Origin of the sequence: Salipiger bermudensis, from assembly GCF_017309175.1 — a bacterium.
Classification (GTDB): Bacteria; Pseudomonadota; Alphaproteobacteria; order Rhodobacterales; family Rhodobacteraceae; genus Salipiger; species Salipiger bermudensis.
In genome coordinates this window covers 1-16783 of record NZ_JAEKJV010000033.1, presented here as the reverse complement: position 1 = coordinate 16783, position 16783 = coordinate 1, and the positions used below count along the sequence as shown (strand labels likewise).

At 64.9% G+C, this 16783-nt stretch carries 11 protein-coding genes; 7 read left to right on the top strand and 4 right to left on the bottom strand.

Annotated features, from left to right (window positions below; all coding sequences use genetic code 11):
* Positions 1 to 116 precede the first annotated feature (116 nt).
* From JF542_RS23920 to JF542_RS23910, 3 genes are all read right to left on the bottom strand, one after another.
* Entirely contained in the window at positions 117 to 437 is a 321-nt protein-coding gene (locus tag JF542_RS23920; RefSeq protein WP_207077684.1) for a hypothetical protein, read from the bottom strand.
* 250 nt (positions 438 to 687) lie between these two features.
* Positions 688 to 1095 (bottom strand): XRE family transcriptional regulator, encoded by a 408-nt coding sequence (locus JF542_RS23915; RefSeq protein ID WP_242533918.1) that lies wholly within the window; start codon positions 1093 to 1095, stop codon positions 688 to 690.
* Between the two features lie 282 nt (positions 1096 to 1377).
* Positions 1378 to 2973: a hypothetical protein gene (locus JF542_RS23910; RefSeq protein ID WP_207077682.1), complete on the bottom strand. Its 1596-nt coding sequence runs from the start codon at positions 2971 to 2973 to the stop codon at positions 1378 to 1380.
* A gap of 104 nt (positions 2974 to 3077) precedes the next feature.
* On the opposite strand from JF542_RS23910, the gene JF542_RS23905 reads away from it, so the two are divergent.
* The 6 genes from JF542_RS23905 to JF542_RS23880 all read left to right on the top strand — a co-directional run bounded on the left by JF542_RS23905 (position 3078) and on the right by JF542_RS23880 (position 9952).
* Positions 3078 to 4190 carry a phosphatase PAP2 family protein gene (locus tag JF542_RS23905; protein ID WP_207077681.1) on the top strand — a complete coding sequence of 371 codons (1113 nt, stop codon included), beginning with the start codon at positions 3078 to 3080 and terminating at the stop codon, positions 4188 to 4190.
* Entirely contained in the window at positions 4181 to 6043 is a 1863-nt protein-coding gene (locus tag JF542_RS23900) for a S8/S53 family peptidase (RefSeq protein WP_207077680.1), read from the top strand. The genes JF542_RS23905 and JF542_RS23900 overlap by 10 nt, the downstream gene beginning before the upstream one ends.
* Positions 6044 to 6111: 68 nt before the next feature.
* Positions 6112 to 6549 (top strand): DUF7383 domain-containing protein, encoded by a 438-nt coding sequence (locus JF542_RS23895; RefSeq protein WP_007799010.1) that lies wholly within the window; start codon positions 6112 to 6114, stop codon positions 6547 to 6549.
* 96 nt (positions 6550 to 6645) lie between these two features.
* Positions 6646 to 7794 (top strand): hypothetical protein, encoded by a 1149-nt coding sequence (locus JF542_RS23890; RefSeq protein WP_207077679.1) that lies wholly within the window; start codon positions 6646 to 6648, stop codon positions 7792 to 7794.
* Positions 7795 to 7818: 24 nt separating this feature from the next.
* Positions 7819 to 9597: a S8 family peptidase gene (locus tag JF542_RS23885; protein WP_207077678.1), complete on the top strand. Its 1779-nt coding sequence runs from the start codon at positions 7819 to 7821 to the stop codon at positions 9595 to 9597.
* A 91-nt stretch (positions 9598 to 9688) separates the two neighbouring features.
* A complete protein-coding gene (locus JF542_RS23880; RefSeq protein ID WP_207077677.1) occupies positions 9689 to 9952 on the top strand; it encodes a TRAP transporter large permease subunit in 264 nt (87 codons plus the stop codon).
* 154 nt (positions 9953 to 10106) lie between these two features.
* Here the strand turns inward: JF542_RS23880 and JF542_RS23875 are convergent, their stop codons facing one another.
* Entirely contained in the window at positions 10107 to 13172 is a 3066-nt protein-coding gene (locus JF542_RS23875) for a DUF4214 domain-containing protein (protein ID WP_207077676.1), read from the bottom strand.
* Positions 13173 to 13846: 674 nt separating this feature from the next.
* Here JF542_RS23875 and JF542_RS24565 point away from each other — a divergent pair.
* Entirely contained in the window at positions 13847 to 16207 is a 2361-nt protein-coding gene (locus JF542_RS24565; protein ID WP_207077675.1) for a DUF4214 domain-containing protein, read from the top strand.
* Positions 16208 to 16783: the final 576 nt, after the last annotated feature.

Genomic DNA, 16783 nt, shown 5'->3' with positions numbered 1-16783 from the left:
AACCCATCGGAAACATCCCGCCAGCAGAGGCCGAAGCAAACTACCACGCAGCTCTGGAAACTCAGACCATGGCTGCGTAACTTAAATCAACCAGCCTCCGGCAAACCCGGCGCGGTTCAGTTCTCTTCCCACTTCGGCCCGAAGACGAACACTCCGCCTTTGCCAGCGCACTGCACCGCCGGCTTGATGATCGTGCGTAGCTCGCGCCAACTCGTCCAGCTTACGAGTGAGACCTGCACCGCGATCCAGTCGATCCCGGCTTCAAAGCTATAGTCATTCAAATCGATCACCGGCTCCGCGATGAGCCTGCCACGCCTCACGGGCTGACCGGCCGGCGCGTCCTTGAGAGTGTAGCGCAGAGACAAGTCTCTGAAGCCTGCTTCATCGTCGACGCGCTTTTGGTTGATTTCGATCGGGATCGTGAAGCTGCGCGGCATGGCATCCAGTGCGTTTTGAAGCCGGTCACGTATGATCGATGTCCTGTCTGCGCAAGTTGTCGAAAACAATTTGAAGTCAGCAAGTTCGGCGCGGTCTGCAAATCGATCGGTGAAGCGCGTCTGCCCAAGAGTACGCCTTGGGTAGCTCTCAGGGCAAGGTGCCCACCTGGCGGCGATTCTGCAGGGTCTCGGGGCAATCTGAGTGCCGAAGCGCGCCAGCACGGAGCCGGCGCGCCTGATTTTCGTCAGGTCAGACCATCTTATCGACGTCGCCATCCCAGACGTCGAGCAAGAGTCCGAGCATATCGCCGTAGTTGCGACGCTCGGTCTGGCAGATCGCCTTGAAGCGCTCGACGACCGCGCCGGGCGCGCGGATGTTGAGTTGGATCTCCTGCACCGGCGAGGCGGATGCCGCAAGCACGGCCCACGCCTCCGGCATATACTCCGACATAGCGACACGGGTCAGCTCCAGCGCGTCGATGCCGGTGGCCGCAGCGAAGGCAGGGATCCTTTCGATCGGCATGCGCATCTCGCCGGATTTCAGCATGGAGATTACGTTGCCGCGCTCGAGGCCCATGTCGGTGGCGATCTCCCGCAGGGTCTTGCCGCTTGCCTCGACGGCGTCGGCGATCATGCGGGCGGTGGGGCTGGTGGTCATGTCGAACCTCTTCATCTCGTTGATTTCGAGTTGATGATAGAAGGCGTCGGGCGGGTCCTTGTCGCCGCATGGTTGCAGGAAGTCCTAGGTGCGGTGGGGGTCTCCTTGAGGGGCATGCCGGGTCTCGGCGCACGGCCTGGTCGGATCCTTGGGCTTTCTGGCGCATAGACAGATCCCTTGAAGGGGAAGGCAGTTCATACGTGCTCCCCTGAAGTGTCAGCGATTTGACGTTCGCGTGAGTTGCGCCGCCCGACGCCAATCCCTGCCTAATGCGATTGCGCCCTAGACAAGCTTCGCCTGTCGCAGGTCTCGCAGCACGCCCGGCGCGACTGAGCGCACCGGGTAGTCCGGGTCCGTGAAGTGCTCCGGGGTGAAGCCGTGCTCCAACTCCGAAAGGGCCAGCAGGACGCCACGGCATCCGTCGAGATCGTTCTTCATGAAGCGCAAGGCGGCCAGGAACCGCAGGGGTGGCAGGAAACCCGGCGCAAGGTCGCAGGCGGTTTCCGCGTGGCGCAGGGCCAGCTCCGCGTCGCCCCGCTGCAGGGCGGTCGTGCAGCAGAGGCTTGCCCACCAGGCCGGATTGGAAAAGCCCAGTGCGAGCTGCTGGGCGTAGAGCGCCCGCTTGTAGGCGGCCTCCGCATTGCCCACGCGGGCCTCGGCCTTGGCAAGTGCCGCGACAGCGATCGGATCGAAAGGATCGAGCTGCACGGCGTGGCGAGCGAGGTCGTATGCAAGCTCGGGCTTGCGGTCGAAATCCGCCAGTTCCGCTCGGATCGCGAAAGCCTCCGAGAGCGTGGGGTCGAGCTCGATCGCGCGGCGGCTAAGGCTGCGCGCCGTCTCAAGCGCCGTTTGCGGGCAGTCCACGCGGCGCTCGATCACCATCCAACCAAGGTAAAGCGCCCGGCGGGCGGCGGAGAGGGCGGCCGCCTCTTCGAGCTCCACGGTGCCGAGTGTCTCGACGGCCTGCTGCAATTCGCTGCCCCGAAAGCTGCGGGGCATCAGAAGCGCCCGGGAATAGGCCGACGCCGCCCATTCATCCTCCGTCGCATCCGGGCCGGCACTGGCCAGCTCGTGAGCGATCCGTTCTGCCATGAGATTGGCGAATGGATTCAGCGGATCCTGCGCCGAGAGCGCTTTCGGCAGGTCGCGGTCATTGGTCCAGGCAAGCATTCCGCTGCGCAGATTGGTGAGCGAGACCTGCGCGAGGATGCGCCCGCGCAGCCGCGACAGCCTGAGATTGCAGCGCAGCCCTATGCCGCTCTCCGTCTCGCGGCGGATGTCGTTCCCGTCGATCCGGACGATTGCGCCCGCCGAGCGCTTGAGACGTGCCGCGATCTTCACCGCGAGCGAATGGGCGAGACCTTGGAGTGCGTCGTCGTCGCCCCCGTCCGGACACAGCCACACCATGCTGCGCAGGTCGCGACGCGCGCCCTCGCCACGGCTTGGCGGCGCCTCCAAGCGAGCGGCGCTCATCGCGCGCTGATCGCGCAGCCATGCCTCGAATTCGGGGTCATCCACATCGAGGCCCTCGGCAAAGGCCCGCCCGCAGGCGCCGCCGCTCGTCTGGCAACGCACCTCGAAGGTCGCGCGGTCGAGGGCGATGTTGCCATTGCGCGATGCAATGCCGCTGCGATGCTTTCCCAAAGCCTTGCGAATGTCCCAGAGCACATAGCGCAAAGCCGCGGCAGCCTCGGGCCCGGGCTTGTCACTCCAGAGCTTGTCCTGGATCCAGGTCCGGCTGCGCACATGACCTTCACTGGCGCCAAGCAGAGCCAGCACGGCCCGCGAGCGTGTCAGCTTCGGCGTGAGATCTTCCCCTTTGGAGGACTGCAGCCTGACCGGGCCAGCGAGATCGAGGATGAGGGGCGGGGCAGTCATGGTCGGGACGTCCTTGGAAAGAAGACAGGGTCGACGGCTGCTTTTGTGCCAATATGGCACATAGATTGATTCTATTTCGATTAAATCCATCAGGAGGCGATCAAATGCCGATCTCGAGCATGTCCGGCCAAATGGGTCAGATGGGCCAAATGGGTCAGATGGGGCAGATGGGAAGCGGCCGGGGCGGCGCCCGGTCAGGGCTTCTGGCATCTGCGCTAAATATCTGCCGGGACGGGATTATCGGCACCGAGGCATTGCCTGAGCCTCTGGCGGTAACCGTGCCGCGGGATGCGGATGCCGACGCGCCTGCGCGGCTCGACCTCCTAGACGCTGAATGGCGCGGGGCCGTCATTCTCTCGGGCCTGCTCGACGGTCTCGTGGTCCGCGGGACCTCGCGGGACGAGCGCTCCGCGGCGGAGATTCACCAAATTGCGGGCGATGACGTCTCGGATGACGGCACGTTCACGCGAAGATACGCGCCAATCGTCGAGATTATTCGTCCAAGCAATTCCGATTTCTCTACGATGCTCGATTTCCTTGCGGGCTATGCTGAGTTGCGGGCAGAGAGAACGCCGGAAATCCTCGTGCAGATCACCGATCTGGTGTCGTTTTTTGCTGCAATTGACGATCTGCGGCCGAGCCGATCCCGCTGGATCTTCGACCTCATGGATCTCGGGCTGCGGCTCACCCATGTGGTCGAGGCCCGGGTGAAGCACGTTCTGGGCTGCCCGCGCCCCTCGACCTTCTCGCCGCTGGTGCAGCCGATGATCGACACGCCGCCCCATGGCACTCTGCCGAGCGGCCACGCCACCGAGGCCTTCATGTTGGCGTCACTGCTCAGCCACGTCGCGGGGGAGGACCCCATGACGGCTCTCGCCGATCACGCCCCACGCTTCCGCCTGGCGGCGCGGATCGCGATCAACCGGACGGTCGCGGGAGTGCATTTCCCGGTCGACAGCGCGGCAGGCGCTGTGCTCGGGCTCGCGCTGGCCGATCATCTTGCGGCGCGCGCCGGGCTCGACGTGTCGGTGACCGCACGGCGCTTCGATGCCGGCGGATGGGCAGACCGCGACTTCCATCTCGGCGAGATGGCGCGCGCACTTGGCGTTGATGGGCTTGTTGTTGCGATGGGCGCCCCCCTCGTGACGCCCGCAGAGCCCGGCCTCGCCTGGCTCATGGCCAAGGCGCAGGCGGATTGGAGCGCCAGATGGGACTGAGTTGGAGCGGGCCGGAACGGATCGGGGGCGATGAGCCGTCCTACCCCTATTCGCATTGGTGGCGCCACAAAGAGCAGCGCGACCGGCGCGGCGTCGATGCGGGGCTGCAGGCCGGCGTCTTCGACATTTTTTCGCGCATGGAGAAATTCAGGACCGATCCGGCGCAGAGCACCGCCGATATCGTCGCGACCTTTCCGTTCAACACCGCCGTGCCGGCGCTGCTCGACAGCGTCGCGCTCAACCGCACGCTCGATCCCGATGCAGTAGCCCCCACGGCCAAATCGCTCCAGATCCAGCTCACCCCCGGCGATGCCATAATGGCCGTGATCGATGACGGGGCCTTCTTTGCGCATGAGCGGTTTCGGAGGAACGGCGGGCAGACGCGGCTGGGCTGGGTCTGGATGATGGGCGCCCCGGTTGCGTGCGAGAGCGAGAGCGAATTGGTCTGCGGGCGGGAATTGCAGGCCTGCGAGATCGTCGAGTTGCTCGACGCGCACCGAACCGGGGCCGGCACCATTGACGAGGACAGTCTCTACCGTGCGGTCGGGCTGATCGACATGGCCGCCGACCAGCCCCAGAGCGCGGCGCAGCGGATGAGCCACGGCATGGCGGTCGCCGATCTGCTGGCCGGACCGCGCGGACCCGATCCGGCGGCGCCCGGCCGCACGCATCTGCTCTGGGTCAGCCTGCCGCCACGGGTCACGCATGACACCTCCGGCACCTTCATCCCGATGTTCGCGCTGCTGGCGTTTCACGCGCTATTCAAGCGGATCAAGACCCTGCTCGCCAGCCAGCCCGGTCTCGATGTGCCGGTGATCTTCAACATGAGCTATGGGCTGACCGCGGGCCCGAAGGACGGCACCGGGCTACTCGGCCGCTACATCGAGGCGAAGCTCGGCGAGCTTACCGAGGGTCGCCGGCCGGCTCAGCTTTTCGTTCCCGCAGGCAACACCCGGCTCAGCCAGTCACGCGCCCGGATGGCGGCCAACTCCGCCGAGCCGCTCTACTGGCACCTGCCGCCTGACGACCCGACCCCGAGCTTTCTCGAGATCTGGGGGCCGGTGCTGCCGGCGCGGCCAAAGCGACCGGGCCTTGGTGTCGCGGTGACGCCGCCGGGCTCCACCGAGGCCCTCGCGGCCCCGGCGCCGGAGCATTTTGACAGCTTCGCTGATCTCCGGGAGCCCCAAGGCGGCACGGGCGAGGCGGTGATGCGCTGCTACTGGCGCTGGGTGCCCGGCCCCGAAGCGCCGCGCGACGGCCCCACCGACGGGATGCAGCCCGACCCGGTGCCGATGGGCCCCGGCCGCGAATGCCTCGTGCTCGCCGCCGTGCGCACGCGCCCTGATGGGCCAGGCAGAGGCTTCGTGCGGCCAGGCCGGTGGCGGATCCTGCCGCAGGCGAGGACGAACGACCCGCTCGACATCTACGTCCAGCGCGACGACTCCTTGCCTGGCTACCCGCGGCGCGGACGGCAATCTTGGCTCGAGGATCATCACTACCGCCGGCGCGATCTTTCGGGTCGCATCGTCCTTGACGACCCGGACAGGCCCGGACCGGTCCGGCGTGAGGGCAGTTTCAACGCAATTGCCGCAGGTGAGAGCGTCAGCATGGTCGCCGGGTGGCGGGCCGCTGCCGACGGTGCGCGGCTGCCTGCGGCATTCTCGGCGCTGGGACGGGAGGATGCTGCCGCTCTGGCCGAAGGCACGCCGGCCTGGCCCTGGCTCACCGTGGCGGGCGCGCGCAGCGGCTCGCGGGTGCAGGTGCGCGGCACGAGCTTCGCGGCCCCGCAGGCGGCGCGCGCGGCGCGGCGCGACGCGGCGGAACCGAGCCCCGACACTGCGTCCAACGTTTAGCAAACGCCCCGCGTGGCACCCTCTTTCCTGCCCGGCAATTCCGCCGGAAACAGCAAGGAGAGAGACATATGGCACGTTCAGATTTCGCATGGCTCAATTTCGATACCGAGTTTACCCAGCCGAACCAGGAGGCCACCCGGACCTTCGTCATCGATGATGACCCGGTCGACGCCAGCCGCTCCGGCCAGTCGGTGAGCGCCGAGGGTTACATCATGATCCAGGCGCAGGACGTGGGGGTCGGCAGCACCGAAGAGGGCGACGCGATCACCCATCGCATCCTTATCAACGGCCGCCATCTGCCGAGCTTCGACATGGTCGACCAGCAAGGCTGGAACCTCTGGATGGACCGGATCCCTTCGGGCTTCCTGAAGAAAGGGGAAAACCGCCTGACGGTGCGGCGCCGGGCCGTCGATCGCTTTCGCGTGGCCAACATCATGGTCCAGTGGCGCGAGAAGAACGCCGCCGGGGGCATCACCGGCCCCGACCGTATTACCGCCGAGGCCTGAGACAGGTGCGGACCGGGGTCACCCGGTCCGCACTGCCTGTTTACCCCTCGCCGCACTCCCTGCGTGCGGCCAACCGAGTTTGGAAGGAGACCGCAGATGACCCCCCGTCTTCCCGGCAGTGCCCTCGCCGTCAGCCTTGCTTTCGCCGCTCCGGTGGCGGGCCATGCACAGGCGCTGCAGCTTTGCGTGCAGGAGGGCGGCGGCTTCGTCGTCGCTCTCCAGCAGGACCAGACCTGTGATCAGCTTCCCGGCATCTGGGTCGCCCTTGACATCGGTGACCACGACTGGACCGGCGAGGGCACCGGCGCGATGCGCACGGCCATCCCGAACGACCGGGTGGCGGTGGGCGACACAGAGCCCGGCGCCCGGCTGCATGTAGCCTATACTGGCGACGAAGGCGCAGCTATGCTCGTCGAAGACCCTGACAGTGCGACCGAGGCTATGCGTGTCACCCCGGACGGGCGCACCATCCTTGGCGGCATCAGCGGCGACAGCGCGCGGCTCACCGTGAACGCGCCGGCCGGCGACGAGGCGATCCGCGCACGCGCAGGCGGCGTGACCTCATTCGTGGTGGCCGCTGACGGACAGGTCGGCGTCGGCACCTCCGTGCCCGCAGCGGCCCTCGCCGTCGCTGCGCAAGGCGATGAAGACCCGTTGCACGTGACCCCGCCTGGCGCCTCCCGTCCGGCGCTGGTGCTGGACGCCGAAGGAGAGCTCGGCATCGGTGTCGAAACGCCCGAAGACAAGCTCGCGGTCTTGAACGAGGGGCCCGGGCGTGCCGGGTTCTTCCGGACAGAGAATGCCGGCAATATCGCGGCTGCGCTCTCGGCCACGACCACTGGGCGTGGGAATGCGGTCTTTGCCAACGTCCTCAGCCGGGAAAGCACCTCTGCGGCGCTGCGCGCTGTGCATAGTGGCGGCGGGCGGGCCGGACAGTTCGATGGTAGCGTCTCGGTCTCGGGCAACCTAGGGATCAACACGCTCAATCCTACGGCGAAGCTGGTGATCGAGGGCGATGACGATGGTGCTGACGTGGTGGTGCGGGACGAGCGCTTCGCCCGGATGCGGATGGTCGCGGAAGCGCCGACGGACGACGTCACGCTTTCGGTCCAGGCGCGCGGCTCCTCCAATGCCGAACGGGCCGAGATCGGCACGGTCTCGAACCACGGCATGGTGCTCTTCACCAACGGAGAAACCCGCATACGCCTCCAACGCAATGGCGCCGTCTGCATCGGCAATTGCTGAGCCGCCTAGAGCAGGAGAACGACCATGAGAACATCAAGCCTCATCACCGCCGCGGCGCTCCTTGCGGCACATGTCGCGAGCGCTCAACCTATCGGGGACCTGCGTTCAGTGCCTCCGTCCGATGCCTACATCCTAGCCGACGACGCGCCCGTGGACGCGATCATCCTCAAGTTTCGCGAAGGGAGCGCTATAAGGCTGGAAGGGGCGCGATTTGCACTCGGAGAGCGCAGCACGCGCGACGAGCAAGCCATGCGCAGGATCGGGCTCACAGCCGGTGACATGGAGGCCGCGCTCCGGGATCTCGACCGGCTTGTCGGCGGGGCCCAAAACGTGACCCTGGAGGATGCGAGCCCGGTCTTCTCGAACACGCCGGACGACTTGCAGCGTCTCCGCGAGACCGGGGAGCGCCGCAGCGGCAAGGCGCTTGCCGACCTGACGCTCTATCACAGCTTCGCCTTGCCCGGCGGCACGGTCTACGCAGAGGTCGCGGAGCTGGTGGCGGCGCTGAACGCATTGCCAATCGTTGAAATCAGCTATGCGGTTCCGCCCGGCACTGATCCGCAGGCGGATGCTCCTCCCGCGACGCCGGACTTCGAGTTTCAGCAAGGCTACCTCGATCCCGCCCCGGGTGGTATCGATGCACGCTACGGCTGGACGGTCCCGGGCGGCACAGGCGCCGGCGTGAGGATTATCGATGTCGAGCAGGGCATCACGCCCGACCACGAAGACCTCCCGCCTCTCGTGGCCGAGATCGGTCCGCTGAACCCGCAATCGAGCAATCATGGCAGCGCGGTCATGGGCGTGCTCGTCGGGGCTGAGAACGGCTATGGCGTCACGGGCATCGCTCATGGCGCCGAGGCGGGGTTCGTCAGCCATTTCGGCCCGGCAACCATGGCCCAGGCTGTGCTTGTCGCAACGCTGCTGGTCGAGGATGGCGACATCATCGTCATCGAGATCCAGAGGCGCGGACCCGTCAATGGGCAGCCCTGCCTGCCAGGGTGCAACGTGTGCACCGGAACCGCCACCACTCCTGCGCAGGATGACTCGATCCCGATCGAATTCTGGCAGGCCAATTTCGACGCCATCCAGACCGCGACCGCGAATGGCGTCATCGTGGTCGCGGCGGCAGGCAACGGCGGCAGTGACCTGGATGATCCGGTCTATTACGGCCAGTTCGATCGAACGGTCCGCGACTCCGCTGCCATCATCGTGGGCGCGGGCGATCCGGTCTCCCATGCTCCGAGCTGCTTCACCAATTACGGCGACCGCGTCGACCTACAGGGTTGGGGGCGTGGGGTGACGACACTCGGCTATGGCGGATTGTTCGATGGGCTCGGCCCACCAAGCGGTCCCGGTCTGCTGCAGCAGTCCTACACGGCGAACTTTAGCGGCACATCCTCCGCCACGCCGATCGTCGCCGGGGCGGCTGCGGCAGTGCAGGGAGCGGTGCTTGCGGCCGGCGGTGATCCGCTGACCTCGATCGAGATGCGCGAGGTGCTACGAGCTGGGGCCACGCCACAGGCGGCGGATGCGCGCGACATCGGGCCTCTGCCGAACCTGCGCGGAGCCATCGATCGCGCGTTGCATCCCGAATGCGGCCCACCGGCCTCTGGCGATTGGATCGTGAGCGACACTTGCGTCGTCAGCCGCAACCTGGCCGTGCCCGCCAATGTCGACGTGGAGGATGGTGCCAGCCTGATCGTTCTGCCGCGGGTCACGCTCGACATCGTGCTCCGACAGCACTCGCTGGAGGTCCGTCCGGAGGGGCAGGTCTTCGTGCATCCCTCCGGCCGCATCCGGTGATGAAACTGCGCGCGACGGCTGTCGTCGGTGCGCTTTCACAGGTGGGAATGGCACGCTGATCGTTATCCTTCTAACCTATATCGTTCTAGGCATGTTCAGGGCTGGCTTGTCGATGCTGGTCATCACACTCCCGATTGTCTTCCCGATGCTCACCGGCTTGGGTATCGATCCCGCTAGGTTCGGGCCCGTAGCGATGATTGTGATCGAGATGGGCATGATCACGCCGCCGGTGGGAATGGACGTCTTTGTCATGCGCGATGTCAGACCATCTTCTCGACGTTGCCATCCCAGCCGTCGAGCAGGAGCACTAGCATGTCGCCGTAGTTGCGGCGCTCGGTCTGGCAGAGCGCCCTGAAGCGCTCAACAGCCGTGACGGGCGCGCGGATATTCAGTTGGACCTCCGGCGTCGAGTGCGCCGCCGGCGTCGCCCAAGTGTCCTACATTGCGACGTGTCTGAGTGCGTCTATGTCACGCTAAAGTTCTGCACACGCAGACTTTTCCTGATGCGCTCACGTCCAGATCATCTCTGCCGTGATGTCGGAGAGTTGGGCGTCGAGAAACCTCACCGCGGTTCCCTGATCCGCAAACACGACATCGGCGCCGTCCTGTGTCATGTGGGCGGTCGCGTCGCTCCAGTCGCCGTAGCCGAAATTGTCGAAGTGGATGTAGTCGAAGGGCTCGAGATCAAGCACTACATGGCTGCCGTCGTCCTCCTGATTGAAACTGAACCCGTCCGAGAACAGCCCGCCCGCCATGATGTTGAAGCCGCTCCCACCGACGATCCAGTCATGCTCCGCCCAGCCGGTGCCGTGGTCGATGCCGCGGTTCCAGTCCGCGAAAGGAGCCGCTGTCTTCTCGACGAACTCGGTGCTCTGGGAGAATCCGCGCACCACTTCGGCGCGGGTCCACCCCTCCTCGAGACGGGTCACCCAAGTGTCGAGCCCGTTGGCATCCGGGTCGCGGTCGAGAACGTTGTTGTAGAGAAGGGTGACGAAGGCGCTGTTATCGAGGTCGCCGTAGGTGGCCTGAAACTCGGGGCTGCGGACATAGCCATCGATGACGCTGGTCAGTTCTGCCCCGGCTGCCAATTGTCCGGTCCAGTTGGTGTAACCGGTGACGTCCGGTTCGCGGTCGAGCGTGGTGACGTAGAGACGGTAGACGTCATCGCCCCAGGCGGCCTGCGAATGGCTGGTCTCGAAGGCCGTGGCTGCATCTGCCGTCTGGGTGATGAACTCGGAACTCTGCGAGAACCCGAGAACGACCTGCGCGCGCGACATGCCCGCGTCGAGCTTCGTGACCCAGTTATCAAGGCCCTGCGCGTCCGGATCCCTGTCGAGCACGTTGTTGTAGAGCAATGTGACGAAGGCCGGGTTGTCGAGGGCGCCGTATGTGGCCTGAAACTCTGCGGAGGCTACAAAACCGTTGGCGACCTCCAGCAGCGTCCGGCTGTCCATTGCGAGGGCCTCGGTCCAGTTGTTGTAGCCCGTGGCGTCGGCGTCGCGCGCGAGCGTCGCGAGATAGAGGCGATAGACGGCAGCGGCCTCCTCGGGGGCGTAGCTCGCATCGAACCCGTCGCCGAGCAGGATGTCGTCATCATTCTCGCCGCGCAGCACATCGTTGTGACTTCCACCCGCGAGCCAGTCGTTGCCGTCTCTGCCGCGGAACTGGATGCGTTGCCCGGCGCCCTCGGCCGACATCACGTCATCGAAGATCGAGCCCTGAACCTCTTCGATGCCGGTAAAGACGTCGATGGATCCGAAGCCGTCAATGACTTGGCCGGCCGCGAAATCGACCTCAATACCGTGGGTCGCGCCGTCATGGTGCTCGTCGTGATAACTGATCGCGTCCTCGCCGCCATTGCCGTGAATGGTGTCCGCGCCGCGGCGCCCTTGAAACCCCTCCCAGCGATCGTCATCCGAGCCGTTGAAGAGGTCGCCGTCCTGTGAGCCAATGAAGTAATGCACGTAGGTGAAGTTGTCGTTGACGCGACCGGTGGTGCCGCTCGTCACCGTGCCGGTGCCGTTGGTCCCGATATTGAAGGTCAGGCCGCCGACGCCGGAGAGGTTCGAATACCCAATATCTGCGCCTTCGCCCTCCGCGAAAAGGCCTGAATGGCCGATGATCGTGTCGTTGCCAAGGCCGGGTTCGAAGAAATCGCCGTAGCCCTGGGTGCTTGCGTTGCCACCGGACCCGTCCAGCCGGTCATTGCCGTTGCCGCCTCTGAGACGATCGCGCCCATCGCCGCCGATGAGCGTGTCGTTTCCATCATCCCCGCGCAGCTCGTCATCCCCGCCGCGACCGTCCAGAAGGTCGTTGCCGTCGCGGCCTTCGAAGTATTCGCTCGCTGCGGATCCGCGGATCGTGTCGCCGCCGTTGTAAGAACCGCGCACTTCTTCGATGCCGCTGATCGTGTGGTCGAAGTTCATTCCGTCCCAGACACCGGTTGCGGTGCCCGCCAGGAGATCGACAACCACGCCGCCCTCCACCCGCGAGCGGTCAAAACGCAAGGTGTCCCACCCGTCTGCCGCGTTCAGGACGTCGTTGCCCGCGCCAAGGATAAAGCGCTCATCTGCACTCGAACCGACGATGTTGTCAGAGAGATTGGACGCTCGTATTTCGAGGCGGCCACCGTCGAGGGTCAGGTTGAGCTGGTCCTGATTGCCGAAGCCGTCATTGGAGACGACCCCGCTTGCAAGGTTGGCGACGATGCCCGAGGTCGGCTCATACCACATGTAGTCGAGGCGCAGGGTGCCGTCTTGCAGAGTTGCATTGATCGTGTCGTTGCCATCGAGCGGTGAGATCGAGAGGAAGCCGCCGGCCGGGGATGTGGTGATGTTGAAGGTGTCGGCGTTGCGGGTGGCGCTGATGTTGAGGCCATCGGCCAGCATGATACCGCGTGGGTTCAGGATCGTGTCGGTGCCGTTCGGCCCTTTGTTGACCGTGGCGGTATTGGCAGTCTCATTCAGGTTCAGCGTGATCCCGCTGCCGAGCCGAGAATAGGAGAGATCGACCCAGGTGCTGGCCGGAATATTGGTGAAGTCGTAGACGTCGTTTCCGGGCGAGCCGCGAAGCTGTTCGCCGTCGTCGGATTGGCCGGGGGTGAAGTGGTCATCGCCGGACCCGCCGCCAAAGCGGTCCTCCAGCGGGCTGCCAATGAAGGTAATGTTAGAACTGACATCCGGAAGGTCGAAATTGGCGCCAAAGATCGAGTGGCCTGCGTCAATCGTCAGGGGGCTCTGGCTGAGCAGCGCACCGAGCGGGGCTGCGTTGCCGTCGAAATAGTCGTCGACGGCATCCGAAAAGGTCTGCAGACCCCATGAAATGCCAGTGAGGTTCGCGACAAGCCGCTGGCCGCTGTCACGGACCTCGATGCTGGTGATAGTCCCGCTGGCGGGTGTAGTTGAAAGGTCGAAGCCGGTCCCGTTCGCGGTGGACTGATACCCCGTGCTCGGGTTGGAAATGACGATACGGTTTGACTGGCTGCTGAGAATGGTCGGGCTGAAATCTCCGGTGTTCGAATTGAGGAAGGCGAGTTCGAAGAAATCCCCGTCTGATCCAAAAAACTCAAGGTTCATGTTACTCTCCCTGACTTGTAAAATTTACGGACACGCAGGAGGTGCCAAAGGCCGGACGGGCCGGAATGGTAATCGAGTGAGCGCCTCTTTCTCGGGTCGCCAATCGACGCGAGAGACCCGGCTTTGCGGTGATCGAGAGGGGCGAAATAAACTTCGATCAGCCTTTGGCTTTGCCCCGGTCACAGCGGCGAAATGTCTCGGCGTGCAGACTTGACGTGAAAAAAATTGATCGTGTGGTGACCCTATCTGATCAGCCGATTCGATGATAGCACCTGATCGCTCCGGAGATCGACACGGTATCACGTGCGCTCGTCTCACACGTTAGATCTGCGATCTCAGCGTAGCATATCGATACCGTCTGGATTGGTAACACAGTGATCGCCTGCGGGGCTTACAGAACGTGCCGCGTGCTGCCACGCTCCATTCTCTCGATGTCAGACCATCTTCTTGCCGTCGCCATCCCAGTGCTGAAGGTCGTCATCGGCGGGGCCGGGGGGCCACATCTTGCCATGACACGATCCGACCAGGAATTTTGAGAAAGCGCAGTCACGTGCTATCCTCTGTCAAGGGCGGCAAATGACACCAGCAGTTCCCTTCTTCGTTTCCAACAACGCCGCCGATCTCCGCCTGAGATCATCCCTGCCGGAGATGTCTGGTCGTCAAGGAGGTCTGCCATGCCTACCTCATCCACACCGGTCGGCACGCCGATCCTGGTGAATACCCTCACCATCGGAGCCCAACAGGAACCGCAGGCGGTAGCCCTTGCCGGAGGCGGCTATGCCGTCATGTGGCATTCGGGCGATTCCACTATCCCGGTGACGCTGCGCGGGGCATTCTTCGACAGCCGCGATCAACTCCAGGGCGCCGAATTCGAGGTCATGGACGATCTTCAATCGGCGCAGACACCGTTCTCTCTGCTTGTCACCGGAGGCAGCTTGACCGCAGTGGAAGGAACCCGCAGCAGCTCTCCGTTTGGTCTGTTCATCGAAGCACAGAGCGTTACCGGAACCGGCATGCCGTCAGGAGAGGGAGAGATACTCAGCACCCTGACCAGCCTGCACCGGAACCCGGACTCCGCAGCGCTCGGCGACGGTGGCATGGTCGCGGTCTGGGAAAGCTTGGCGATAGAGGGCAATTTTGCCTCGACGGGCATCGCGGCGCGGATCGTCGGCGGCCCCGGAGCCGGAGAGACGGAGTTCCTCGTCAACACCACGACGGACGGTGCGCAGGACCATCCTCAGGTCGCCGCGCTGGCTGGCGGCGGGTTCGTGGTTGCCTGGAACGGGCCGGCCGGGGTCTACGCGCAGCGCTTTGCCGAAGGCGGGGCGATGCTCGGCAGCGAGCTCCGCATCGACACCGCCACAGACCGTGCAGCTCCAGGGCAGGTTCAGGTGGCGGGCCTTGCGGGCGGCGGCTTCATCGCCGTCTGGACACAGGCTGTCGGTGGCGATGGACGGATCTTCGGTCAAGCCTATGACGCCACAGGCGCGCGGGTCGGCGGCGAGATCGCGGTCAGCACCACCACCGTGCACGAAACCTACACGCCACAGATCACGGCCTTGCAGGATGGCGGCGCGCTGATCGGGTGGTCCTCACACGGCTTCGTCGATGGTATACACCCGCCAGGGTTCTACCTCCAGCGACTCAACGCTGACGGAAGTCTGCAGGGCGGTGAGACGTTGCTCTTCGACAGCGGGGGCATCTCGTCGTCCGACTTGTCCCTGACCACGCTGCCCGGAAACGAGGTGCTCGCCACCTGGACCGCACAACTGCCCAGCGGAGACGGTCTCGACATTTACGCGCAGCATGTCGTCTCGGCGGATAGCCTCGTCGGAACAGAGCTCGGGGAACTGCTGCAGGGCGACGTTGGCCGCAACCTGATCGTTGGTGAGGGCGGCAATGACACGCTGATCGGCCTGGCGGGGCCCGACACGTTGGAAGGGGGCGCAGGCAGCGATTATCTCTACGGTGATACTTTCTGGCCCGGGCTATTCCCCGACGAAGCGGCATCCGTCTACCGGCTCTACCAGGCGACGCTCGACCGCGCGCCCGACCTCAGGGGCCTGACCAACTGGAGCGAGCGGCTGTTCACCGGCGAGAGCGGCTTGCAGCAAGTCGCCACCGGCTTCGTCAACAGCGCCGAGTTCCAGGCGACCTACGGAGCTCTCGATGACGAAGGCTTCGTCGAGCTGCTTTACCAGAACGTGCTGGGCCGCGCCGCCGATGCCGGCGGTCTCGCCAACTGGACCGGCCAACTTGCCGACGGCACGAGCCGGGCCGAAGTGGTGCTGGGCTTCTCTCAGAGCGCCGAGTTCACCGACTCCACCGCCGCCGAGGCCCGCGCCTTCGCCAATGCCAGCTCGCAGGCGGGCTGGGGCGACGATGTCTACCGGGTCTACCAGGCCACGCTCGACCGCGCGCCCGACATCACCGGGTTCAGCAACTGGAGCGGCCAGCTTGCCGGCGGCCGCGGGCTCGATGCGGTGATCAATGGCTTCGTGGACAGCACCGAGTTCCAGGCCACCTACGGTGCGCTCGATGATGAAGGCTTCGTCGAGCTGCTCTATCAGAACGTGCTGGGCCGCGGCGCAGATGCCACCGGCCTCGCCAACTGGACCGGACAGCTCGCCGACGGCACCAGCCGGGCCGAAGTGGTGCGCGGCTTCTCCCAAAGCGCCGAGTTCGTCGCCGCCACCGCCGAGGACTTCAAGGACTGGATGCGCGGCCTCGAGCACGACGCCGGCGATCCCTACCACGACTGGCTGAGCGGCGAGACCGGCGACAACGCGCTGGCCGGCGGGCTGTTTGCCGATGTGTTCGACTTCGAGCAGGAAGACGGCGGCAGCCACCTGGTGCTCGATCTCGAGGCCTGGGACTACATCGCCCTCGACGGGTTCGATTATGGCTCGGCCAGCGCCGCGCTCAACCACATGAGCCAGTCGGGCAGCGACGTGCTGTTCTCCGATCAGGGCGTCGAGATCACCTTCCAGAACACCCGTCTGGCCGAGATCACCGACGACATGATCCTGCTCTGATCGCCGAAGGATGCAGGAGGGATTTCTGGAGCGCGGTCAGACACGGCCGCGCTCATGTCTTTCGGGTGACCGGAAACGCGGCAAGACCAGCTTACTTGGCGCGGTCTTCAAGCTGGCCGCTGAAGCGGGCCTGGGCCAGAGAATGCCTCGTGTAACTCCCGGCGCAAGGTGCCCATGAGGTGGCGAATTTGAGGGCTGTCAGAACATTCTGAGTGCTGTAGAGCGCCAGCACGGAGCCGGCGCGCACCATTCTCTCGATGTTAGACCATCTTCTCGACGTCGGCATCCCAGTCGTCGAGCAAGAGCCAGAGCACCCAAGTTCAAAAGCTAAGCGCATAAGCGATTGATATTGTTGATTCGAGATGCCCGCTTTTGCCACAACTTGGTGGTTTTAGGAGGGTGTTTCCGGGCTCAATGCTTCGAACAGATCCAATTGCTTCGGTCGCTGTCGGGTTAACAGGCTGCTGAAAAACTCTCGCCTCGACGCCTGACGTGGAACATGATTCACCGTAACCACTACGATGGCGACGGAGTGTGGGATGCGTGGATCAGATCAGGTGACGGGCTCGCTGTTCA